A 22,487-nucleotide genomic window follows, 5' to 3' on the forward strand; every position below is an offset into this window, starting at 1 on the left:
GTCGGGTGCGACGCTCGCACCCCGACCGTCGCACCCGACCCGACACGCGAAGGGGCCGCTTCCCACAGGAGGCGGCCCCTTCGCCGTTCAGGCGGGCCGAACGCGGCCCGCCGTCCTCGCGAGCGCGGCGGCGCGGAAGCTCGACGGCCGGCCGACGATGCGGCTGGCCCGGGATCGAGCCTCAGCCGATCGCCCAGAAGAGCGGCAGGGCGCCCGCCAGGAACAGCGCGGAGGAGATGAGCACGGCGACGCGCTCGCGATGGCGGAGGATGAGGGCGTGGGGCTGGGCGAACATGGGATGGCGGAGCTGAGGGAGCCGGATCGGAGGTGCGCGGTCACGCTGGCATCCGAACCTTGACGGATCGGGGGCAGGTCGCGTCATCCACAGGCGGTCGTCGGCGGGTGTCGCGGCCGTGCCACAGAGGCGGGCGGTAGGGCCGCCGCTCGGCGGTCCGCGCCGGTACCACGACGGGCGTCCGGGCGTTCGGGCCGTCGCCGGATCGCCGGGGCGTCGCGGCGCGCCTCAGGCGACAGCCGAGTCGGGGCGGCCGGGCGGCACGAACGTTTCGGACGCGTCGATCTGCGCGGCGAACCGCTCGATCGGCTGCGGACTGCTGATCAGGTAGCCCTGGACCTCGTCGCAGGCCTCCGCGGCCAGGAAGCGCATCTGCGCCTCCGTCTCGACGCCCTCCGCCACGACGCTCATCCCGAGGCTGCGGCCGAGCCCCAGAACCGCCCGCACGATCACCGCCGCCTGCGGGCTGACCTCGACATGGCCCACGAAGGACCGGTCGATCTTGATCTTGTCGAAGGGGAAGGCCTGCAGCGTCGCGAGGGACGAGTAACCGGTGCCGAAATCGTCCATCGCGATGGACACGCCGAAGGCCTTCAGCCGGCGCAGGATGCCGAGCGCCCGCGCCATGTCGTTGATGATCAGGGTCTCGGTGATCTCGAGTTCGAGCCGCGTCGGCGCGAGGCCCGTCTCGGTCAGGATGGCCAGCACGCGCTCGGGCAGATCCGCCTGCTGGAACTGGCGCGGCGACAGGTTCACCGCCACCTTCAGCGGGTGCGCCCAGCGGGCCGCCTCGCGGCAGGCGGCCCGGAGCACCCACTCGCCGAGCGGCAGGATCAGCCCGCTCTCCTCCGCCAGGGGGATGAAGGCGTTCGGCGGCACGAGGCCGCGGGTCGGATGCTCCCAGCGCACGAGCGCCTCGAACCCGAGCAGCCGGCCGGTGCCGGTGCTCACCTGCGGTTGATAGTGCAGGATGAGCTCGTCGCCCTCGATCGCCTGGCGCAGGTCGCGCTCCAGATCGCGCCGGGCCGCCTCGGCCGCGTCCATCGCGGGCTCGAACACCCGGTGGGTGTTCCGCCCCTCGGTCTTCGCCCGGTACAGGGCGAGGTCGGCGCGGCGGACCAGCGTCTCGCTGTCGAAGCCGTGGCCGGGTGCCCGGGCGATGCCGACGCTCAGGCCCACCTTCAGCCGCCGCTTGCCGAAGGGGATCGGCGCCTGGACGGCCGCGATCAGGCGCGCCGCCAGGGCCTCCGCGCGGGTGGGGTCGTCCGCATCGGCCACCAGCACGGCGAACTCGTCGCCGCTGAAGCGCGCCACCATGTCGTCGGCCCGCAGCACCGCGCGGATGCGATGGGCCACCGCCCGGAGCAGGAAGTCCCCGGCCGCGTGGCCGAGGCTGTCGTTGACGGCCTTGAAGCGGTCGAGGTCGAGGCACAGCACCGCGCAGGTGCCGCCGTTCAGATGCAGGTCGGCGAGCCGGATCTCGAGCCGCTCGTAGAACAGGGCGCGGTTGGGCAGGTCGGTCAGACCGTCGTGGCGCGCCATGTGGGCGACCTGCCCCTCGGCGGCCTTGCGGGCGCTGATGTCGATCTGGGTGCCGATGAAGCGCACCGCGCGGCCGTCGGCGGCGCGCGCCACCACCTTGCCGCGCGTCATCATCCAGGCCCAGGAGCCGTCCTTGCGGCGCATGCGATGCTCGGACATGTAGGTCGGCGCCCGCCCGCTCAGGTGCTCGATCAGGGCCCGCTCGGCCGCGCCCGCATCCTCCGGGTGGAGCAGGGCCCGCCACGTCCGCGCGTGGCTCGCCAGTTCGCCGGGCTCGTAGCCCAGGACCCCCCACCAGCGGTCGGAGGACCACGCCTCCCCGGTCGTGAGGTCGCAGTCCCAGAGCCCGTCGCTGCCCGCATCCTGCGCCAGGGCGAGGCGGGTCTCGCTGACCTGCAGCGTCTCCTCCGCCCGCTTGCGCGCGGTGATGTCCGTGAAGGTCCGCACCGCACCTCCGTCGGGCAGCGGCACGGTGCGGATCTCCAGCACGGTGCCGTCGGGGCGCTCGCGCTCGTAGGTGTGGGCGCGGCACTCCAGGCCGCCCGCGGCCACCCAGCGCTGCAGGGTCTCGCTCGCCTTCCCGAACTCGCCGCGCGCGATCTGGTATTGCCGCACCGCCTCGAAGGTCGGGCGGGACCGCATCAGGTCCGGCGGCAGATCGAGCAGCGCGAGGGCGCGGGCATTACAGACCTGAACGACGCCGGCGGCGTCGATCATCATCAGCCCCTGATCCATCGTGTCGAGAACGGTGTCGAGGAGCTTCGCCTTCTCCCGCAGCGCGACCGTCCCACTGTTCATACCCGGGGATCCCAATCGTCCGCCTGGGCGAACATTCTGCTGGACGGTGCGAGGTCCCACCGGCGCGGACGGTACCATCGGGGAGCTTTCCGGATTCTTTCCGGAGGCCCGCTTTCAATCGCTGCGTGCACTTCCGGGCGGTTAGCCGGGACGAGGCCGGGACCCGGATTCCCGAGGCGCCTTGCCGGGCCTTGCCGGGCCGCCCGCGGAGCCCTCTGATAGGCGGCGCGCAGCGGGGAGCGGGCCATGGCCGTGAGGCGGATCGTCACCAACATCCGGACCACGCAGGTCGAGGCGGCGCGGTCCTTCTACGCGGAGGTGCTCGGCCTGGAAGTGGTCATGGATCACGGCTGGATCCTGACCTTCGCGGCCCCCGGGATGTCGGCGACGCCGCAGATCAGCGTGGCCAGCGCGGGCGGCTCGGGCACGCCGGTTCCCGACATCTCGGTCGAGGTCGACGACCTGGCGGACGTCCTCGCCCGCGTGAGGCGGGCCGGCCTGCCCGTTCTGTACGGCCCGGCCCGGGAGCCCTGGGGCGTGGAGCGGTTCTACGTCCGCGACCCGTTCGACCGGCTGGTCAACATCGTCGCCCATCGTGCGTGAAGCCGCGCGAGGCCGTCCGTAAGGCCGTCCGTGAGGCCGGGCCGGCCGCTCACTCGGCCTCGTCCCGGACCAGGGAGATGCAGGTCCGCACCATCTCCTCGAGCCGCAGGTCCTTGGTGTCCCCGATATTGGCGGTCTCCTCCAGACAGCGCATGAAGTACGCCGCGTCCAGCTTGGGCGACAGCGTGTGGAAGGCCCGGCCCATCCGGGTCGAGAAATCGATCTTGTCGGTCGCGCTCGCCCGCGGCCACAGCGAGGCCTTGTCGTCCACGGTCAGGCGGGCGGCCTCCGCCGGCAGAGTCGCGCAGGCCAGAGTCACTAAGACGATTATAAGCTTGGTCTGCATTGTAAATCTCCGATCCAGCGGCATAGAACTGCGCGACTCTTCGCAGCGGTGACGGTCGACGGACGCGCTGCTCCTGCGACAGGATGGGAGAAGCGATGCGCGCGATCCGTCTTTCCGGCCCGATCTCGGCCGGCCTCCTGGGTCTTCTGACGGTCCAGGCCCACGCTCAGGCGCAGCCCCCCGCGCAGCCCATCCCGCAGCCTCCGATCCAGCCCCAGGGACAGCCCCCAATGCAGGCGCAGGACCCGGCGTCCGCCGATCCGCGGCGCAATCAGGCGGCGAAGCTCGCGGGGCTCGCCGGTTTCGTGAACCTCGAATGCCCCGGCCTGCGCAGCGATCCGGCGCGCCTCAAGCAGACCGTCGAGGCCCTGGGCGTCGACGCGGCGAGCCTGGAGACCGGCGACCTGCACCTGACCGCGACCCGCTACATCGCGGCCTACCAGAAGGACGTCGCGGCCAATTGCCGGAAGGCCGAGGCGACGTTCGGGCCGCAGGGATCGATCGTTCCCGGCCTGATCGTGCCGCGGTAGCCCCGGCACGCTGACGGCGGTCGTCGTCACACCGGGCGCCCGTCCCGCGACAGGGCGATGCGCAGGAGGTCGGCGAGGCTGCCGGCGCCGAGCTTCTGCTTCATGCCCGAGACGACGGCCGACACGCTCCGGTGGCTCATCGACAGGCTGTCGGCGATGGCCTCGTTGGACTTGCCCGCCCCCAGCAGCGACAGCACCTGAACCTCCCGCGCGGTCAGGCGCGCAAGGGGCGATTCCAGGAGCCCGGCATTCAGCATGGCGATCTTGGTCGCGACCTCGTGCGGCAGGTAGCTGTGCCCGGCCGACACGGTCGCCAGCGCCTCGTGGAAGCGCGTCACCGCCGTGTCCTTCAGGACGAAGCCGTGCGCCCCGCCCTCGATGGCGCGGGCGACGATCACCGGATCGTCGTGCATGCTGAAGGCGAGGATCCGGGTCGCCGGCTCGAGGGCCCGCACCCGGCGGATCAGCGACAGGCCCGACAGCCCCTGGTCGCGGAAGCCCAGGTCGGTCACCACCAGCCCGGGCCGGTGGCGGTGGAAGGTGCGGTAGCCCGACACCACGTCCGCGGCCTCGTGGACCGCCCGGACGCCGGCATCCTCGGCGAGATGGCGGAAGCCGCGCCGCACGACCGGGTGGTCGTCGACGATCAGCACCGCGTCGAGAACCCGCGGGCCGTCCCGCCCCGCCGGACGGTCGGCCGAGGCCCGGGCGGCGCTCACGGCGTCCCCTCGCCGACCGGGTGCGGGCCGGCGAGGCGCGCCAGCGCGGCCGCGTGGTCGGCCCCCTGCATCCGGGCGTTGTAGTAGTGCTGGCACATCTCGCCGTAGAGGCTCTTGCGGCGGCCGCGCTCCGCCGCGATGCCGCCGAGACCGTCGAGGATCGCGCCGTAGCCCTCGCCGATGCCGGCCTCGGCCAGCATCTGGCCGAGCTGGACGGTGCGGTTGGCGATCATGCGCGGGTCCTCGATGAAGCCGTCGCGGGCTCCGGCCAGCGCCGTCGCCATCGCGCGCACGCGGGGATCGTCGGCCGGCAGGGCCTTGCCGGCCTCGCGGCCCGCGAGCCAGCGGGCCGGGTCGGTCCCGTCGGTCGGCGCGAGCCAGGCCGGCAGGGTGCCCTCGGCGGTGGTGGCCACCACCGCGCCGGCCTCGTCGGCGCGCTCGTCCGCCCCGCGGTCGCAGGCGCCGAGGGCCAGCAGGGCCAGCCCGGACGCGATCCCGATGCGGCCGGCACGGCTCATCGCGCGGGCTCCCCCGCCAGGACCGTGCGCGGGCCCTCCGCCACCTTGATGCGCGCCGTCTCGCGCCACGTGGCGAGATCGATCACCGAGACGTCGTCCGAGAACCAGTTCGCCACGTAGGCAAGCGGACCGGCCACCGCGATGCCCTCGGGATAGGGGCCCACCGCCACGGTGGCGACGATCTCGAGCCGGGCCGCGTCGATCACCGTCACGGCGGCGGCGTGCTGGTTGGTGACCAGGATGCGGCTGCCGTCCCCGGTGACCGCCACGCCGTAGGGCATCCGGCCGGCCGGAACCGTGGCGCGGGCCCGCAGCGTCGCCGTGTCGATCACCGTGAGGTCGCCGCTGCGCACGTTGGCGACGTAGAGGCTGGCCTCGTCCGGTGCGAGCGCCAGGGCGAAGGGCGCCTCACCGGTCGGGACCACGGCCACGCGGGCCATCGTCCCGGTGTCGATCACGCTGACCTGGCGGCTCTCGCGGTCGGCGACGTAGAGCCGCCCGCGCCGGTCGAGGACGAGGTGGGCCGGGTCGCGGCCCACCGCGGCGGCGCCCTCGACGGCGCCGGTCGCCGCGGAGATCTTCAGGACGCGGTCGCCCGACCAGTCGCCGACGTACAGGTGCGCCCCGTCCGGGCTCGCCGCGAGGCCGAAGGCCTGGCCGGGGACGGGCAGGCGGCGGGGCGGCGCGCCGGGCGCGACGACGGTGACGGCGCGCCCGTCCGGGTGGGTCAGATAGAGGCGGCCGGCCCGGTCGGTCGCCGCCGCCACCGGCGCCGGTCCGAGCGGGATCCGCCCGGCCACTTTCCCGGCCTCGATCCGCGCCAGCTCGGCCCCCTGCTGGCTGACGACCCAGACCGGGTCGCCGGCCGCGGACGCGACACTGGTCCCAGCGCCGGTCCCGGCCGCGACCGCGACCGCGAGCGTCGCGATCAGCCACAGGTGGCGCATGCGGGGCCTCAATGGGTCGTCCGGCCCTCGACGGCCGCCTTCAGGCCCTTGAGCCCGTCCGCGAAGTAGCGGTTCATCACCGCGCGCCCGGCCTCGTCGCTGAGAGTCTCCGGCGGCTCGTTGCCGGTGTCGCCCCGGTAGAAGCGGCCGATCCACGACACCTTGGAGCCGGTCCCGTCCGGGGTCACGGTGAGCGTCGCCGAGTAGGAGGAGACGGGGAGCGCCTTCAGGTCCGGGTCGGACATCCGGTACGAGTAGGTCCGGCCGTCGGCCAGCCACTCGTCCAGCCCCTCGACCAGGGTGCCGCCGGCCTTAAGGGTCACCCGGCGGGTCGTGCCCTCGACGTTGCCGCCACTGGCCTCGGCCTTGGCCACGTCCGGGTGCCAGCGCCCGATGCCGCCGAAATCGCCCACCACCTTCCAGACCGCCTCCGGGGGCGCCTGGATAGTGATCGACTGGTCGATCTTCTGCGGCGTCGGCCCGTGGGCCAGCGCCGCGCCGGCGAGGCCGACGACGGCGAGGGCCGGGACGAGGGCCGGAAAGAGGGGGAGGGGCATCCGCATGGTCAGGTCCTGATCGCTCCGGTTGGAGCAGGGGTTGGAGCAGGGATTGGAGCAGAGTGGCCCGCGCGCCCGCGGAGCGCGCGAAGGGCGCGGGCGAGGGGCCCCGCCAGGAGGGCCAGGAGCGTCAGAGCCAGGGCCGCCGCCAGGAGGGCGGGCCGCGGGTCGAGGCGGCCGGGCAGCGGGCGCGGCGCCGCCGCGGCGCGCAGAGGGGCGGCGAGACCGCCCGGGCCGTCGAGATGGACGTAGCCGAGGCCGGTCTCGGCGGCGAGGCGCTTCAGGTAGGGCTCGCGGACGGACGAGAGGTGCTCGGTGCCCTGGGCGGCCTGGGCCCCGAAGGGGGCGTTGCGCGGGTTGTAGCCCTCGCGGGATTCCGCGTCGGCCGGGGGCGGCCCGGAGCGGTTCTCCTGCTGGACGTCGCTCTCGCCGAGGAAACCCGTCTCGCGCCCGCGATCGTCGAAGCGCGGGATCGGCGACAGGCCGTAGCCGCCCGCGCCGACGATCAGCCCGCGCACCGCGCCGGGCCTGCTGTCGAAGGTCGGGCCGCCGGAGGCGGGCAGCGGCGGCGTCTCCTGGCCGTCGGTGAGGAACAGGAGGTCGGCGTCGATCTCCCCCGCCATGGCGATCGACCGGAACAGGCCGGCCGCGATGCGGCTGTCCCCCTCCCAGGCCATGCGCGGGTCGAGGGCCGCGATGGCGCCGTCCAGCGGCGCGAAGTCGGCGCAGACCTCGACCGGCGTGAACAGCAGGAACGGCCGCCGGTCGGTGAACAGGCCGAGCGCCACCCGCGAGCCGCAGGGGAGGTCGGGCAGCGTCGCCCGAAGCGCCGCCTTGACGGTCTCGAGCCGGCTCATCGACCCGCCGGCGGCGGGATAGTCGCGCACCGCCATGCTGCCGGTGATGTCGACCACCGCCAGCACCGACACGCCGGTGCGGGTGACCGGGATCGGCGGCGCGACCAGGGCCGCCAGCGCCAGCGCGAGGGCGGCCGCCAGGGCGCGGAACCGCCCGTCGCGCAGGTTGCGGGCGACGAGGGTGGGCAGGACCGAGGGCAGGACGGGGGGAAGGACGCGCCGCGGGCTCACGGGCCGCCCCGCGGCTGGCCGGGGATGTCGGTCCAGATCTTCTTCGGCTCGGCGCGCAGCTCGTCCCCGGTCTTGCGGTCGAATTCCGGGTAGTCGCGCACGAGGCGCGAGGCGACGTCGAGGTTGTACTTGGCGTCCCAGAATTCGGGCCGGGCCTGGAGGGCGCGGCGGTAATCCTGCCGCGCCAGCGTCACCTGGGGCGCGGCCTTGTCGAGGTCGCCCCGGCCGATCAGCGCGAAGGCCTGCCGCATCCGCGCGTTGCCGATGACGTACCGCGCCCGGGCCGCCTCCCGCACCGCGCCGGCGCGGTCGAGGGCGTCGAGGAGGGGCTCGGTCTCGCCGAGACGGTCCCGGGCGGCGAGGAATCCGATCCGTGCCGCCAGGAGGGCCGGCCGCGCATCCGGCTCGACCGGCCGGTCGCGGCCCGCCTCCAGGGCGGCGATCCGGTCGTCGTCGCGCGCGGCGCTCCAGCCCGAGACGGCGAACCACAGGGCGGCGGCCGCGAGGACCAGCGGCAGCGCGACCAGCAGGGCCGGCCGGACCCGGCGCCACGCCGCCGCGGCGCCGAGGCGGGGGAGGGCGGCGCGGCGGCGCGGGGCCGGGCCGTCGAGGAGGGCGCCGGCGCTCATGCCGCCCTCCGCGCCGCCGCGCCCGCGGCCTCCGTCGCGGTCTCCGCACCGGCCGGGGCCCCCGCGAGGTCCGCCTCGGCGAGCTTGGCCACGACGAGCGCGGCGAGGCCGAGGGCGGCGAGCGCGGCGGCGAGCCCGGTCAGGTCCCGGCGCGGGCGCTCCTCGACGTAGGGGATCGGGTCCCGCTCCAGGGCCTCGATCTGCCGGATGGCGGCGGCCACCGCCTCGGCGCCCTCGGCCTCGAAGGCGCGGTAGGGCACGCCGAGGCTCTTGAAGAACAGGTCGAGATGGCGCTCCGGCGCGGCCTGGGGCGTGTCCTCGCCGGCCGGCCGGTCGGCGATGCCGGGCGATCCCTGGGTGCGCAGGAACAGCCAGTACAGGTTCGGCCGGATCCGCGCGACCGCGGCGCGCAGCTGGTCCTGGATGCGCGGGTCGATCACCGCCGCGCCGTCGGAGACCAGCAGGAGAACCCGCGAGGCGCCGACATCGATTCCGAACTGCGACAGGGCCATGCCGAGGCCCCGGCCGATATTGGTGTAGTCGAGGCCGGGCCGGTCGATGGCGGCGATCGCCGCCCGCACGGCGTCGTGGCGGTCGGTCATCGGCATGACTAGCATCGGCGCGGTGGAGAAGGCCGTCACGGCGAACAGATCGTGCGCCCGGGCGCCGACGAAATCGGCCAGCAGGCGCCGGGAGGCCGCAGCCTTCGATTCCTCGGCGCCGGAGGGCTGCCGGCCCGCGAAGGTCTCGTTCATGCTGCCTGAGCGGTCGATCAGCAGCGAGACCTGCGCGCCGATGCCGAGGCGCTCGATCCTTGCGCCCGTCCGGTAGGGGCCCGCCAGGGCCACGATCAGGCCGGCGATGGCCAGGACGCCGGCGAGCGTCAGCGCCCGGCCGAGCCAGGCCGAGAGGGGGTCGGCCGGGGCGGCGGCGACCGCCGGCACGGCCGTCCGGCGCAGGGCCGAGCGGGCCAGCGGCAGCAGCGCCAGCGGCAGCAGCCACAGGACCCAGGGATCGGTCGCGCCGAGGCGGGCGAGGAGATCGGTCACGGCCTCACGCGCTCCGCTCCGCCGCCGCGAGCCGCGCCAGGAGCGCCTCGGCCTCGGCGCGGGGCCAGGCCGCGCGCGCGGCCGGCAGCCGGCCGCCGAAGAACGCGAGGCGCGAGGCCTCGAAGAAGCGCGCGAGCCCCGCCGCCTGGCCCCGGAAGGCCCCGTGCCGGGCGAGGAAGGCGCCAAGATCGTCGGCCAGCACCCGCCTCCCGTCGGTCAGGTCGAGGCCCCGGTGCAGGGCCAGCAGCGCCGCCCGGTAGGCCTGATCGGGCCCGGCCCCCGCCCGCTGCCGCCGGAGCGCGCGCAGAGCCGCCGCGAAGGGCCGGCCCCGCCGCTGCCGGAACGGTCCCCAGGCCCGATCGTGCGCCAGCGCCAGCGCGGCGAGGCCCGCGAGGGCGCCGAGACCCGCCGCCGCTGCGACGTCCGGCCCGGGATCGACCCGCCCGCTCCGGCCGTCCGGGCGCAGGTACTCGGCCGGATCCTCGCGCCGCTGCGGCTGCACCTCGCGCAGGGGCGAGACGCCGAGGCTCCAGCCCGGCACCTGGACGGCCGCGGTGGTGCGCCCGGTCGCCGCCTCGCTCGCCAGCGTCAGGGGGAATCCCGGCACCTCCAGGGTGCGGGCGTCGAGGGCGGCGTAGAAGCTCTGGTAGGTGAGGCGCAGGCGCACCCGCCGGCCGCCGGCCGCCGGGGCCTCGTCGACCGCGACGGCGCGCAGGTCGAGCCAGTAGGTCACCGGACCGGGCCGGGGCAGGGTCGCGCGCTGCAGCCGGAAGTCGGGATCGGCCAGGATCTCCACCTGCGCCTCGACCAGGTCGCCCAGGAAGATCCCGAAGGGCCGGGGGCTGCGCACCTCGACGGAGCGCACCTGCGCGGCGGCCGGGCCGGCCGTCAGGGCGAGCGGCGCGGCCAGGATGCCGGCGAGGACGCCGGCGCGGAGGCTGGCGAAGAGACCGGCGGAGAGGCCGGCCGGCAGGAGGGCGGGACCGCGCGCGCCCATGCTCAGGTCGTCATCAGGTGGCGGGTCAGCGCCTGGGCGTCGAAGCGTCCGGCGAGCCGGAAGACCCGGCGCGCGAAGGGCGCGGCGGCGCGCTCCAGGGCGGCGACCCGGTCCCGCTCCCGGGCGATCCAGGCCCGGCGCAGGCTCGGGCGCAGCAGGACCACGCGGCGGCCGCCGCCCTCGAGGTCGTCGAGCTCGACGAGGCCGAAGGCCGGCAGCGCCTCCGCCTCGGCGGGGTCGGCGAGCAGGATCGGCACCGTGTCGTGCGGCGCCAGGGCGGCGAAGACCCGGGCGATCAGGCTCTCCGGCCAGCGGAAGTCGGAGGCGAGGAAGACGAGCTTCGGCCGCCCGGCGAGCCGCCGCGCGGCCTCGAGCATGCCGGCGCAGCCGCGTCCCGCGCGCGGCGCGCCCGCGACCCGCTCGGCCGCGGCGACGGCCGCGCCCCGGTGGCGGGTGGCGGGGAGGGTGAGGTCGTCGCGCAGGGTCTCGTCGCAGCCGATCAGGCCGAACCCGTCGCTGATCCGGGTCGCCGACACGGCCAGCGCCCGGCAGAGATCGCCCGTGAGCCGCGCCCGGTCGGCCGTGCCGGAAAAGCCCATCGAGGCCGAGAGATCGACCAGGACCCAGGTCTCGACCGCGGTCCGCGCCTCGAAGCGGCGGACATGCACGCCCTCGAACGGGTCGCGCAGCGTCGCGCGCAGGTCGATGCGGCGGGCATCCGGCAGCTGCAGGAACGGCACCTGATCGCGGAACGGGCCGGCGCCGCCGGCGTCGCGCCCCCGGTGGAGGCCGGCCCGGCTGCCGCGTGGCCGCCAGCGCGGCAGGTAGACGATGTCGGCCGTGCGCGGGTCGCTCACGGCGCCGGCACCGTCTCGAACGCGGCCCGGCACAGGACGGGCACGATCGCGCCGCGCTGCAGCTCGTGGACGGGCTCGAGGAAGACGCGGTGGGCCATCACCTCGGTGAAGACCGCCCGCACGTCCTCCGGCACCAGCCACTCGCGGCCCTCCAGCCACGCCCGCACTCGGGCGGCGCGCACCAGGAAGGCGACGCCGCGCGGGGAGGCGCCCCCCTGCACCAGGGTGGCGGTGTCGAGGCCCGGGAGCCGGATCCCGGCCTCCGCGGGGCGGACCAGCGCGTCCCAGAGGGCCACCACGTAGGCCTCGATCGACGGCTCCGCGCGGACGGCGTGCTGGATCGCGGCCGCGATGCCGCCGATCCGGGCGTGGTCGAGCACGCCCTCGGCGACCGCGCCGACGAGGGCGTCGGTGTCGTGGAAGCGCGGGTCGAAGACCAGGCTCCGGCGCACCGCCGCGTCCCGGGGCGCCTCCAGCCCGATCTCCATCAGGAAGCGGTCGCGGGCCGCGGCCGGCAGCTCGAAGGTCTCCTCGCGCTCGACGCGGTTGCGGTCGGCGAAGACCTGCAGGTTCGGGAACGCGTAGGTGCGGCCGAAGGCCTGGACGCTGCGCTCGGCCATCAGCCGGAGCAGCAGGGCGTGGACCTGCGGCCGCGCCCGGTTGATCTCGTTGAAGAAGAACACCGAGAGATCCTCGGCCCGGGCCAGGACCGGGCCGGGATCGACCCGCGGCCGGCCGTCGGGGCCGAGGTAGGTGTGGTAGATCAGGTCGGTCGGCATCATGTCGACCGTGCCCTCGACGCGCTCGTAGGCCCCGCCCAGCGCCCGGGCCACCGCCCGCAGCAGGGTGGTCTTGCCGACGCCGACATCGCCCTCGAGCATCACGTGGCCGCGGGCGAAGATCGCGATCGTCACGAGGCGGATCGCCCGCTCCTGCCCGACCACCGCCTTGGCGACCTCCGCCTCGAAGCGGGCCGCCGCCGCCCGCCAGTCGGTGAGCATCGTGTCTCCGGAACGGAGGGTGTTCATGAGGCGGTGCCTGCGCGTGTCGATGCGGCGTGCGCTGCCGAGCGTCGCTGTGGGCCGGCGCCGCGGCGCGGGCCGGCCCCAGGACGGTCGGATCGGTCGCGATCAGTTCGAAGAGATCTTGGCGACGTCGTACTCGAACTTGCCGGTCTTCTTGGCGTTCTCGATCCGCTTCCTGTTGCGCTCCTCCATCTGCTTGATGGATTCGGCCTGCTTGCTGACCTCCTTCGGGTCGTGCTTGGGATCGTACTTGGTCCCGGCGACCTTGTCGGGGAAGCCGGGCTTCGGCTGCCAGCAATTGCCCGGCGCCTTGCAGGTCTGACCGTCGTAGGCCAGCGCCGGCACCGCGAAGGCCGCCCCCGCGATCAGCATCGCCGCCGTGATCACTCTGCGCATCGTAGATTCCTCCGTCTCTTCCTGGGGCGGCCGGTCGGGCCGCCGGTTCGCCCCGTCTTGCGCGGGGCGCGACTTGCCGAGAACGGCTAGTCCAGCGGCTTGCACTGGCCGGGCACGTCCTTGGCAAAGGTCTCGCCCTCCTTGAAGGGCTTGTAGGTCTTCTTCTGCTCGTCGGTGAGCCACTCGGCATCCTTCACCGGGCCCGTGTAGAGATGACGGATCCAGGCGATGACCTGCAGCATCTCGTCGGGATTGAGATCCTCGTTGTGCGGTCCCATCATGCCGTTGGCACCGCCCCAGAGGGTCGCGAACAGGCCGACATCGGTCGTGTTCGCCGGGTAGGTCCAGTAATCGTCGTTGAGGCCGGGCCCGACCTTGCCCTCGCCGAGATGGCCGTGGCAGCCGGAGCACGAGGTCAGGAACAGGCTCTCGCCGTTCCGCAGGCAGGACTTGTCGTCGATGTAGAGATTCTTCCCGGTCTGGAAGAAGGTCTTGACCGCCTGCGTGTCCCGCCCGCCCGGCTTGCCCTCGGCCGTGTCCATCGCCTCGCCGGTGATGGTGTTGCGGAAGACGATGCCGGTCTGCGAGCCGGACTGGGGCTGCGCGCGGGCCGCGGCGGGCATCGCCACGGCGAGGGTGAGAAGGGCGACGCGGGCCGAACGTACGATGTGCATCTGTTGAGCGGGTCCTGATGTCCTGATCGATGGCCCGGACGCGCCGGGCCGGTCTCGGTGGGGCGGTCTCGGTTGGGCGGCCTCAGTTCGAGGCGACGACCGGCACACCGTCCTGCTTGAGGATCGCCGCGATGGCGGGCCGGGCCTTCTCGATCCCGGCGTCGAGGGCCTTGCGCAGGGCCTCGTCGTCCTTGCGCACGCCCATCGACTGGTCGAAGACCTGCGGGACCTTGCGGCCGTCGCTGCCGACCGTGTCGGCCGGGACCAGCGTCATGCGCAGCGGCGTCGGGGAATCCTTGACGTAGCGGGCCACGTCCGGGCCGAAGGCGACGCCGACATCGGCCTTGTCGTTGGCGACCTCGCTGACGATGCGGGCCGGGTCGATCTGGGTGTACTGGTTGCGCGGCGAGCGGAAGTTCACCAGCGAGTAGAGGTAGGCCATGTCCTCTTCGTAGCGGCCGATATCCTTGAGCATCGCCTCGCCGGGGGAGCCGAACGGCACCACCATGTGGTCGAGGGTCTTGAGCCGCGGGTCGGACCAGGACTTCACGTCGAGATCCTTGTCGGCGCGGGTGATGAAGACGTAGCCGCTCCGGTAGTACGGCCGGGTGGTCAGCACCCGCGGGTCGTCGCTGTCGAGGCCGACGACCACGTCGCAGGTCCGCTTCTCCAGGCCGTCGCGGACGAGGTAGATCGCGGGCTTCTCGAGCCAGACGAAGACGGGCTTCTTCCCCATCGCCTCGGCGACGGCGACCGCGACGCGGTTCTCAAGCCCGGAGCCGTCCTTCATCGAGAGGGGCGGCTGCTTCTCGGAGGCGCAGATCCGCAGGGTCGCGGGGTCGGCCGGCGGGGCGGCCGGGGCCTTGCCGGGATCCGACTGGATGGCCTGGGCCTCGGATTCCTGGGCCGCCACCGGCCCGGCGGCCAGGGTGGCGAGCGTCAGGACGGCGGCGAAGCGGGCCGCCAGGATGCGTGCGCGCGGGCGCGGCATGGACGTTGATCCCTGTTGTCGAAGCGTTTCTTGATGGCGTGTCCGGATGGCGTGTCCGGAGGGACAGGCGGGGCGCCAGAGGGCCCCGCCCGTCGGGATCTGATCCCAGAACCCCGCCGGCCGAGGGGCCGACGGGATGCAGGCGGCGGTTACTGGGGGCCCTTACTTGGCAGCGTGCTGCGCGTACTCGCCGACGTTCGGGTCGTCGTACGGGCCCTTGCCGTCCAGCGAGAACACCATCACGCCGCCGCCCATCTGGGTGTAGTTGGCGAGCTTCTTGAAGGCGCCCACCGCGCCGAGACCGGCGGTCGGGTCGGCGAGGTCGAACACCAGGCCCACGCCCGGCCAGCCGCCGACGCCGTAGTAGATGGCGACGTACTGCGTGCCCTTGTGGGTGTAGGTGATCGGGTAGCCGATGGCGCCCGACGGCAGCTTGAACTTCCAGAGGAGGTCGCCGTTGTCGGAGTCGCGCGCCTTGATGAAGCCGTCCAGCGTCCCGTAGAGGACGAGGTCGCCGGCGGTGGCGGTGGTGCCACCCCAGACCGCGAAGCGCTCCATCTTCTCCCAGTTGAACTTGCCGGTGATGGCGTTGTAGCTCTTGATCTGGCCGAGGCCCTCGTAGTTCTGCCGGTCACCCTTCGGGCCCGGATACATGTTCAGCGTCGCACCGACGAAGAACTGACCCGCGCGGTAGGGCAGCATGAAGGGCTCCCAATCCATGCAGATGTGGTTGATGCCCATGTAGAAGGCTTGCCGCTTCGGGTCGTAGGAATCGTGACCCTGGTTGTGGTAGCCCATCGCCGAGGGGCAGATGTCCTTGGCGAGATGGTCCATCCGGGTGCCGTATTCCGGATCGCGCACCGGCGTGCCGGTCTTCAGATCCACCGACTTGAACACGTTGACGGTGTCGTCGATCTTGTTGGCCGAGACCAGCGTGCCGTCCGTCCGGTCGAGGGTGTAGACGATGCCGTTGCGGTCCGGGTGGGTGAGGAGCTTCCTCATCTTCCCGTCCTTGTCCTTCTGGTCGGACAGCATCATCACGTTGACGCCGGCATAGTCCCACTCGTCGTGGGGCGTCTTCTGGTAGCCGAACTTCGCCTCGCCGGTGTCGGCGTCGCGGCCGAAGATCGTCATCGTCCACTTGTTGTCGCCGGGACGCATGGTCTCGTTCCACGGCGCCGGGTTGCCGGTGCCGAAGTAGATCAGGTTGGTGCCCGGATCGTAGGCGTACCAGCCCCAGTTGGTGCCGCCGCCGATCTTCCAGGCGTCGCCCTCCCAGGTCGAGGTGCCGAGGCCCTTCTGGCCGTAATGGGCGTTGTGGATGTTGAAGTCCTTGGCGAGCAGCAGGTCCTCGTCCGGGCCGGTGGCGTAGGCGCGCCAGACCTGCGCGCCGGTCTTGACGTCGTAGGCGGTGAGGTAGCCGCGCACGCCGAGCTCGGCGCCCGAGGAGCCGATGATCACCTTGTCCTTCACCACGTAGGGGGCGATCGTGAGGGTCGAGCCGACCTTGATGTCGGAGTTCTCGACCTTCCACACCGTCTCGCCGGTCTGGGCGTTGAGGGCGGCGACGTTGCCGTCGAGCTGGGTCTTGAGGATCAGCGCCGGGGTCTTGCCGTCGCCGGGCCAGTAGGCGAGGCCGCGGTTCACGAGATCGCAGCAGGCCACCGAGCGCGCGGCCGGGTTCTGCTTGGGCTTGTCCTGCCAGAGGATCTTGCCCGGATCGTCGAGGCCGAGGGCGAAGGTGTTGTTGGGGAACGAGGTGTGGATGTACATGACGCCGTCGACGACGAGCGGCGCGCCCTCGTGGCCGTTGAGCAGGCCGGTGGAGAACGTCCAGGACGGCTTGAGCTGCTTGACGTTGCTCTTGTTGATCTGCGTCAGGTCGCTGTAATTGTTCGAGTCGTAGTTCTTACCGGGCATCACCCAGTTCTCGTCGCTCTTCGATTTCTCGACGAGCTTGTCGTTGGCCTGCGCCACGCCCGCCATGGCGACCGGCGCGAGCGCCATGATCGCCAATGCCGAGACGGAATTCCGGAGCCTGATCATCCTGCGTCTCCTCGCCGGACTGCCACGCCGTTTGGCCTCGCAGTCATCGTGGTGTTGATTCGATGGCGACACGACTTTCACCGACAAATCCGCCTCCAGCGTCGCGATAACCGGGCTATTTCCAGTATTCGCTGAGCTTATGAAAGACTTATTATCGTTGTGCGCCACTTGATTATTCGCACGGCTTGTAATGCGTGTCTTTGCAAAACGAAACATTTCTTTTCGGGATGATTTGGCAACAGAACACCGGAGATCTGGTAAGATCACGGAGACCTTGACCGAGAGCCGGCCGCCATCCCAGACAGGTGGGCCAGACAGGTGGGAACGATACGCGGGCGTGCGGGCCCGGAGCCGTCCGCCGCCCCGTCCCGGGAGGACGCCATGGGTCATGTCACGGGCTGCGCGGCCCGCTCTCCGGCGCTGGCCGCCTGCTGGGCGGCTCTCGCCCTGGCGCCTGCGGCTCTGGCACCCGCGACCTTGGCGCCTGCGGCCCTGGCGGCCGGGACCGGCGGGGAACGCCGTCTCGCGGCGCTCTACCAGCAGGACGGGCGGCGCGAGCTGACGGGGGCCGACCTGGAGCGCTTTCCCGGCGCGGGCGTCCTGTGGTGCCGGCGCCCGGACGGGATTCCCCAGAAGGCCGCCGCCGCGTGGCTGATCGGGAGCCGGTCCCTCGTGCTGACGAACGCGCACAATTTCCGCAATCGACAACTGGAGGTTACTCGAAACGTCGCCGACTGCTACTTTCAGATAGCAGGTCGGAACTACGCCTTCGTGCCCGAGATCCTGGAACTCGGCGTCGAGCCCGAGGCGCGGCGCCTGCACATCACCGACGACTGGGCGCTGCTGCGCCTCGCCGAGCCGGCCGAGGCGCGGCCGCAGCCGATCCCGGACCCGCCCACCCTTCCGACCGGCGACCTGACGCTCCCGGTGACGATGGTCTCACCGGCCGGGCACGAGAACTACCGGGGGCAGAGCAGCCGGGAATCCTGCGCCGTCCGGCGGATCGATCCGCCGAGCGAGGGCGCGATCCGCCGCGCCCGCCACGATTGCAACGACGGCTACGGCGGATCGGGCTCGGGCCTGTTCGACGCGGAGGGCCATCTCATCGCGATGCAGAGCGCGTCGCTCTCGATGAACCAGCGCCACGCCTTCGACATCGAGTTCCATTACGGCTCGGCCCTGCTGATCGAGGGCCGGCTCCGCGAGGCCCTCGAGGCTCAGGCCCGCGCGACCCGGGACCGCTAGGGCGGGCCGCCCCCGGGTGTCCGCGGCGCCTCCCCGGGAATCCGGTAAGCTCCCGGTAAGCAAGGCGGCGGTTTCCGCCCCGGTGCCGGGGGAAGCGCTCGACGGCGCCGCGGCGGCAAGCCAAAACTTAACGTTGAACCTCGAATCTGGTCCCGCGAGGGAGCCGGTATGCCCGCTGTCGGAACGTTCAGGGTCTGCGCGCCGGGACGGCCGCCGTTCGCGGCGGCCGTGGCAGAGGGCGTGGCCGAGGCGGTCGCGCTGCCATCCGTGCTCGTCACGATGCTGGGCAGCCTGATCGAGGCCTGGCCCCGGCAGATCTACACACAACCCCTGGTGACCACCCGCTTCCTCGGCCAGCGGACCACCTACGTCTGCGATCCCGGCCACATCCGCGGCCTGATGGTCGACCAGGCCGAGGCGCTGGAGCGGGAGCCGTTCATGCTCCGGGCGCTGGCCCCGGCCCTCGGCGCGGGGGTCCTCACCGCGGACGGGGACCACTGGCGGCGTCAGCGCAGGACCGCGACCCCGATGTTCCGCCCGGACCGGGTCCGGAGCTTCGTGCCGGCCATGGCCCGGGCCGCCGCGGCGACGCGGGCGCGCTGGCGCGACGCCGATCCCGCCGGGAGCGAGCGGGACATCCTGCGCGAGATGATGCGCACGACGTTCGACGTCATCGTCGCCACGATGGTGTCGGGCGATCCCCACCTGGAGGTCGGGCCCTTCGGGGCCGCGATGGACGCCTATCTCGGCCAGACCAGCTGGAAGATCGCCCTGGAGATGCTGCGGGCGCCGGCCTGGGTCCCGCATCCGGGGTCCCGGGCCGGGGCGGAGGCGGTGCGCTACCTGCGCGGCGAGGTCGCCCGCACGATTGCGCGCCGCCGGTCCCGCGGCGAGCCCGGCTCCGACCTCCTCGGCCTCCTGCTGCAGGCGCGGGACCCGGAGACCGGCGCGCCGCTCACGGAGGCGAACCTCGTCGACAACCTGCTGACCTTCGTGTCCGCCGGCCACGAGACCACCGCCCTGGCGCTGGCCTGGACCTTCCGGGTCCTGGCCGAGCACCCGGAGGTGGAGGAGCGCGTCGTCGCCGAGATGGCGCGCCTCGGCGCCGATCCCGAGTCCGATCCCGATTCCGTGGACGGGCTCCCCTACACCCGCCAGGTGCTCCTCGAGGTGATGCGCCTCTATCCGCCGGCCCCGCTGATCGTGCGGCGGACGCGGGCCCCGGTCCGGCTCGGGGACACGGTCGTGCCGGCCGGGCAGTCGGTCCACGTGCCGGTCTACGCCCTGCACCGGCACGCGCTGCTCTGGGACAGGCCGGAGGCGTTCGACCCGGGCCGCTTCGCGCCGGAGCGGGCCGCCGCGCGCGACCGCTACGCCTACCTGCCGTTCGGCGCCGGCCCGCGGGTCTGCATCGGCATGGGCCTCGCCCTGACCGAGTGCCTCGTCGTCCTCGCGACGCTGCTGCCCGCCTTCCGCCTCCGGCCGGTGACGGCGGAGATGCCGGCGGCGCAGTTCCGCGTGACCCTGCGGCCCAGGGGCGGCCTGACCATGAGGGTCGCGCCCCGCCACGGGGCCGGGCAGGGGGACGGGCACGGGGCCGAGCACGGGGCCGAGCAGGGGGCGGCCCATGCCGCCTGAGATGTCGCCCGAGGTGTCGCCCGAGATCTCCGCGGGCGCGACCGGGCCGGGCGCGCGGCGGGGGACCTGGCCGGACCGCCGGCCGGGATCGCTGCTCGGCCGCCTCTTCGGTCCCGACGCCGACGACGCGCTGCCGAGCCGCTACCGCCTGCAGGTGCGGGCGGGGCTCCTCGACGAGACGCTGAAGCTCGCCACCTACTCGGCGGTGACGCACCTGATCATCGCGCTGGCCGTCGCGTACTTCTTCTGGGGTTCGGCCTCGCACACCTACCTCCTCGGCCTGCTCGCCGTGGTCGCGGTGCTGATCACGGCGGCGACCTACGCGACCTGGCTCTACTGGCGCACCCACGGCGACACCGCCTCGGCGCACACCGTCCGGTGGGGCTGCCGGATCTCCGCCGGCCTCGCCTTCGCCCTGGGCCTCGCCTGGGCGACCCTGCCGGTCGTGCTGTTCGCCCCCTCCGGCGGCGACGCGCGGCTGCTGGTCGTCGCCATCGTGGCCGGCCTGATCTCGGACGCCTACGTGGTCGGCCCGCTCCTGTCGGTCTCGTACCTGTTCGCGGTCCCGGTCATCGTCGGCAGCTTCGTCGGGCTGGCCCGGTCCGGGGAGCCGGTCGCGCTCAGCATCGGCTTCCTGCTCGCCGTCTACGCGATCTTCGTGGTGACGAGCGTGAGCCGCATGAGCCGCCTGTCGCGCCAGCGCATCCTCGACCGCGTGCGGGTCGAGGACCAGAGCGAGACGATCGGGCTGCTGCTCAACGCCTTCGAGGCGAATGCCAGCGACTGGCTGTGGGAGACGGACGGGACCGGACGGTTCCAGCACGTCTCCACCCGGATGGCGGACGTGCTGGCCTGCCCGGTGCAGAGGCTCCAGCACGCCTCGTTCCCGGCGCTGCTCGCCGGCCGGGCGGAGGCGCCCCCCGAGGCCGACCAGAGCGCCGACCTCGTGGACCGTCTCCGGCGGGGCGTCGCCTTCCACCAGCACCTGATCGCCGTCGACACGCCGGCCGGCCGGCGCTGGCTCCGGCTGAGCGGCAAGCCGTTCCTCGACCAGAAGGGGCGCTTCGCGGGGTTCCGGGGCGTCGGCTCCGACGTGACCGAGGCCCGCCGGGCGGAGGCGCACATCGCCTATCTGGCCACCCGGGACCCGATGACCGGCCTGTCGAACCGGGTCATGTTCCACGACGTCGCGTCCGAGGCCTGCGCGGCCGCCGCGCAGAACGCGCCGCAGAACGCGCAACAGGCCCCGGACGCGACGGTCAGCCTGCTCTACCTCGACCTCGACGGCTTCAAGACCGTCAACGACAGCATCGGCCACGCCGCGGGCGACGCCCTGCTGGGGCAGGTCGCCGATCGCCTGCGCGCCCTGCTCCCGGCCGACGCGCAGGCGTTCCGTCTCGGGGGCGACGAGTTCGCGATCCTGCAGCGCGGCCGGGACGGCGCGGCCGCGCAGACCCTGGCCGAGGCCACGATCGCGACCCTGCGCGAGCCCTACCTCATCGACGGCGTCCGGGCGGAGATCGGCGTCAGCATCGGGATCGCCTGCGCCCCCGCGGACGCGACCGAGCCCGAGGACCTGCTCCGGAAGGCGGATCTCGCGCTCTACAGCGCCAAGCAGGGCGGCAAGGGGCGCTGGCGGGGCTTCGACCGCGACCTGGACGTGCGCGTCCAGCGCCGGCACGAACTCGACGAGGCGATGCGCCAGGCCCTCGCCGACGGCGAGATGGCGCTGCACTACCAGCCTTTGGTCAGCCTGCAGGACGGCCAAGTGGTCGGCTGCGAGGCGCTGCTCCGCTGGACCCGGCCCGGTCTCGGCCCCGTCTCGCCCGCCGAGCTGATCCCGATCGCCGAGGGAACCGGCTTCATCCTCGCGATCGGGCGCTGGGCCCTGCGGCGGGCCTGCGCCGAGGCGCTGACCTGGCCGGTGCGCCTGCGCGTCGCCGTCAACATCTCGTCGGTCCATTTCCGCCGGCCCGACTTCTTCGCCGACGTCGCGGCGGTGCTGGGCGAGACCGGCCTAGCGCCGGACCGCCTGGAGATCGAGATCACCGAGTCGATCTTCCTGGCCAACACGCCGCACGTGCTGGACAATCTCCGCTCCCTGCGGGCGCTCGGCGTGCGGATCGCCCTCGACGATTTCGGGACGGGCTACTCCTCGCTGAGCTACCTGACGCAGTTCCCGGTCGACAAGATCAAGATCGACCGCGCCTTCGTGCGCGACCTGAGCAGCCGCCCCGAATGCCTGACGGTGATCGAGGCGATCATGGTCATCGCCCGCGACCTGCGCATCGACGTCACCGTGGAGGGCGTCGAGACCGAGCAGCAGGCCGAGCTGCTCCGGCTGCGGCGCTGCAACAGCGCGCAGGGCTTCCTGTACAGCCCGGCCCGGCCGCCCGAGGAGATCCCCGGCCTGATCGAGAGCCTGCCCCGGCGGGCGCTCCCGACCGAGCGGGCGGTCCGCGCGGTCGCCTGAGGGCGGGCGAGCCCAGATCTGGGTTGCCACGCGGGCCGGAACGGCTCTAGCGGGAGACGACCACGCGGAACCGGGACACAGGCGCGCCATGCCCAAGGTCGTCATCAGCGAGTTCATGGACGAGGCCGCGATCGCGGCCGAGCTCGCCGGCCTCGACGTGCAGTACGATCCCGGCCTCGTCGACCGGCCCGGGGACCTCGCCGCCGCCGTGGCCCGGGCCGACGCCCTGATCGTGCGCAACCGGACCCAGGTCCGCGGCCCCCTGCTCGACGCCGCCCGCGACCTCAAGGTCGTCGGACGCCTCGGCGTCGGCCTCGACAACATCGACGTCCCGGCCTGCCGGGCGCGCGGCATCGCGGTCTACCCGGCCACCGGCGCCAACGACGGCGCGGTCGCCGAGTACGTGGTCGCCACCGCGCTGCTGCTCCTGCGCGGCGCCTACGGGGCCACGGCCCGCGTGGCGGCCGGGACGTGGCCGCGCAACGCCCTGATGGGCCGCGAGATCGCCGGCAAGCGCCTCGGCC

Annotated in this window: 21 protein-coding genes and 1 pseudogene; 6 read left to right on the plus strand and 16 right to left on the minus strand. The window is 73.3% G+C overall.

Features of this window, described 5'->3' with window-relative positions:
- Positions 1–523 precede the first annotated feature (523 nt).
- On the minus strand, positions 524–2,635 hold the full coding sequence (locus tag BM419_RS29420) for a putative bifunctional diguanylate cyclase/phosphodiesterase (RefSeq protein ID WP_091928515.1): 2,112 nt from the start codon (positions 2,633–2,635) through the stop codon (positions 524–526).
- Between the two features lie 246 nt (positions 2,636–2,881).
- Between BM419_RS29420 and BM419_RS29425 the strand changes: the two genes are divergently transcribed.
- Complete coding sequence (locus BM419_RS29425; RefSeq protein ID WP_091928516.1) at positions 2,882–3,238, plus strand: VOC family protein; 357 nt, start codon at positions 2,882–2,884, stop codon at positions 3,236–3,238.
- 49 nt (positions 3,239–3,287) lie between these two features.
- Here BM419_RS29425 and BM419_RS29430 read toward each other — a convergent pair whose 3' ends face one another.
- A complete protein-coding gene (locus tag BM419_RS29430; RefSeq protein WP_244540914.1) occupies positions 3,288–3,584 on the minus strand; it encodes a hypothetical protein in 297 nt (98 codons plus the stop codon).
- A gap of 95 nt (positions 3,585–3,679) precedes the next feature.
- Here BM419_RS29430 and BM419_RS29435 point away from each other — a divergent pair, with 95 nt between their 5' ends.
- Positions 3,680–4,114, plus strand: coding sequence for a hypothetical protein (locus BM419_RS29435; RefSeq protein WP_091928517.1), 435 nt, complete (start codon positions 3,680–3,682; stop codon positions 4,112–4,114).
- A 26-nt stretch (positions 4,115–4,140) separates the two neighbouring features.
- On the opposite strand, the gene BM419_RS29440 is transcribed toward BM419_RS29435, so the two are convergent.
- The 14 genes from BM419_RS29440 to BM419_RS29505 form a co-directional block, all read right to left on the minus strand.
- Positions 4,141–4,833 carry a response regulator transcription factor gene (locus BM419_RS29440; RefSeq protein WP_020096040.1) on the minus strand — a complete coding sequence of 231 codons (693 nt, stop codon included), beginning with the start codon at positions 4,831–4,833 and terminating at the stop codon, positions 4,141–4,143.
- A complete protein-coding gene (locus BM419_RS29445; RefSeq protein ID WP_091928518.1) occupies positions 4,830–5,351 on the minus strand; it encodes an MxaH protein in 522 nt (173 codons plus the stop codon). The genes BM419_RS29440 and BM419_RS29445 overlap by 4 nt, the downstream gene beginning before the upstream one ends.
- The gene (locus tag BM419_RS29450; protein ID WP_091928519.1) at positions 5,348–6,298 is read right to left on the minus strand and encodes a YncE family protein; all 951 of its coding nucleotides are present in this window, start codon (positions 6,296–6,298) and stop codon (positions 5,348–5,350) included. The genes BM419_RS29445 and BM419_RS29450 overlap by 4 nt, the downstream gene beginning before the upstream one ends.
- A gap of 8 nt (positions 6,299–6,306) precedes the next feature.
- Positions 6,307–6,861 carry an SRPBCC family protein gene (locus BM419_RS29455; RefSeq protein ID WP_091928520.1) on the minus strand — a complete coding sequence of 185 codons (555 nt, stop codon included), beginning with the start codon at positions 6,859–6,861 and terminating at the stop codon, positions 6,307–6,309.
- A 2-nt stretch (positions 6,862–6,863) separates the two neighbouring features.
- Complete coding sequence (locus BM419_RS29460) at positions 6,864–7,943, minus strand: vWA domain-containing protein (RefSeq protein ID WP_091928521.1); 1,080 nt, start codon at positions 7,941–7,943, stop codon at positions 6,864–6,866.
- Positions 7,940–8,572, minus strand: coding sequence for an MxaK protein (locus tag BM419_RS29465; RefSeq protein ID WP_091928522.1), 633 nt, complete (start codon positions 8,570–8,572; stop codon positions 7,940–7,942). The genes BM419_RS29460 and BM419_RS29465 overlap by 4 nt, the downstream gene beginning before the upstream one ends.
- On the minus strand, positions 8,569–9,621 hold the full coding sequence (locus BM419_RS29470) for a vWA domain-containing protein (protein WP_091928523.1): 1,053 nt from the start codon (positions 9,619–9,621) through the stop codon (positions 8,569–8,571). The genes BM419_RS29465 and BM419_RS29470 overlap by 4 nt, the downstream gene beginning before the upstream one ends.
- 4 nt (positions 9,622–9,625) lie before the next feature.
- Positions 9,626–10,618 (minus strand): nonribosomal peptide synthetase MxaA, encoded by a 993-nt coding sequence (locus BM419_RS29475; RefSeq protein ID WP_175556407.1) that lies wholly within the window; start codon positions 10,616–10,618, stop codon positions 9,626–9,628.
- 2 nt (positions 10,619–10,620) lie between these two features.
- Positions 10,621–11,475, minus strand: a complete 855-nt coding sequence (locus tag BM419_RS29480; RefSeq protein ID WP_091928531.1) for a DUF58 domain-containing protein — start codon at positions 11,473–11,475, stop codon at positions 10,621–10,623.
- Positions 11,472–12,503: an AAA family ATPase gene (locus BM419_RS29485; RefSeq protein ID WP_091928524.1), complete on the minus strand. Its 1,032-nt coding sequence runs from the start codon at positions 12,501–12,503 to the stop codon at positions 11,472–11,474. The genes BM419_RS29480 and BM419_RS29485 overlap by 4 nt, the downstream gene beginning before the upstream one ends.
- Positions 12,504–12,605: 102 nt before the next feature.
- Positions 12,606–12,896 carry a methanol dehydrogenase [cytochrome c] subunit gene (locus BM419_RS29490; protein WP_091928525.1) on the minus strand — a complete coding sequence of 97 codons (291 nt, stop codon included), beginning with the start codon at positions 12,894–12,896 and terminating at the stop codon, positions 12,606–12,608.
- A gap of 86 nt (positions 12,897–12,982) precedes the next feature.
- Positions 12,983–13,570, minus strand: coding sequence for a cytochrome c(L), periplasmic (moxG, locus tag BM419_RS29495; RefSeq protein ID WP_091928526.1), 588 nt, complete (start codon positions 13,568–13,570; stop codon positions 12,983–12,985).
- Between the two features lie 82 nt (positions 13,571–13,652).
- Positions 13,653–14,561: a methanol oxidation system protein MoxJ gene (gene moxJ / locus BM419_RS29500; protein WP_056529785.1), complete on the minus strand. Its 909-nt coding sequence runs from the start codon at positions 14,559–14,561 to the stop codon at positions 13,653–13,655.
- A 162-nt stretch (positions 14,562–14,723) separates the two neighbouring features.
- Positions 14,724–16,607: a methanol/ethanol family PQQ-dependent dehydrogenase gene (locus tag BM419_RS29505; protein ID WP_026605374.1), complete on the minus strand. Its 1,884-nt coding sequence runs from the start codon at positions 16,605–16,607 to the stop codon at positions 14,724–14,726.
- 381 nt (positions 16,608–16,988) lie between these two features.
- Here BM419_RS29505 and BM419_RS29510 point away from each other — a divergent pair, with 381 nt between their 5' ends.
- The 4 genes and pseudogenes from BM419_RS29510 to BM419_RS29525 form a co-directional block, all read left to right on the plus strand.
- Positions 16,989–17,852 carry a S1 family peptidase gene (locus tag BM419_RS29510; RefSeq protein ID WP_091928527.1) on the plus strand — a complete coding sequence of 288 codons (864 nt, stop codon included), beginning with the start codon at positions 16,989–16,991 and terminating at the stop codon, positions 17,850–17,852.
- A 168-nt stretch (positions 17,853–18,020) separates the two neighbouring features.
- Positions 18,021–19,490: a cytochrome P450 gene (locus tag BM419_RS29515; RefSeq protein WP_091928528.1), complete on the plus strand. Its 1,470-nt coding sequence runs from the start codon at positions 18,021–18,023 to the stop codon at positions 19,488–19,490.
- Positions 19,480–21,963, plus strand: coding sequence for a putative bifunctional diguanylate cyclase/phosphodiesterase (locus BM419_RS29520; protein ID WP_244540915.1), 2,484 nt, complete (start codon positions 19,480–19,482; stop codon positions 21,961–21,963). Before BM419_RS29515 ends, BM419_RS29520 begins: the two co-directional genes overlap by 11 nt.
- Before the next feature lie 88 nt (positions 21,964–22,051).
- Positions 22,052–22,487: pseudogene (locus BM419_RS29525) on the plus strand (3-phosphoglycerate dehydrogenase); the annotation flags it as partial.

The sequence above is a fragment of the Methylobacterium sp. yr668 genome, from assembly GCF_900116245.1.
Lineage (GTDB): Bacteria > Pseudomonadota > Alphaproteobacteria > Rhizobiales > Beijerinckiaceae > Methylobacterium.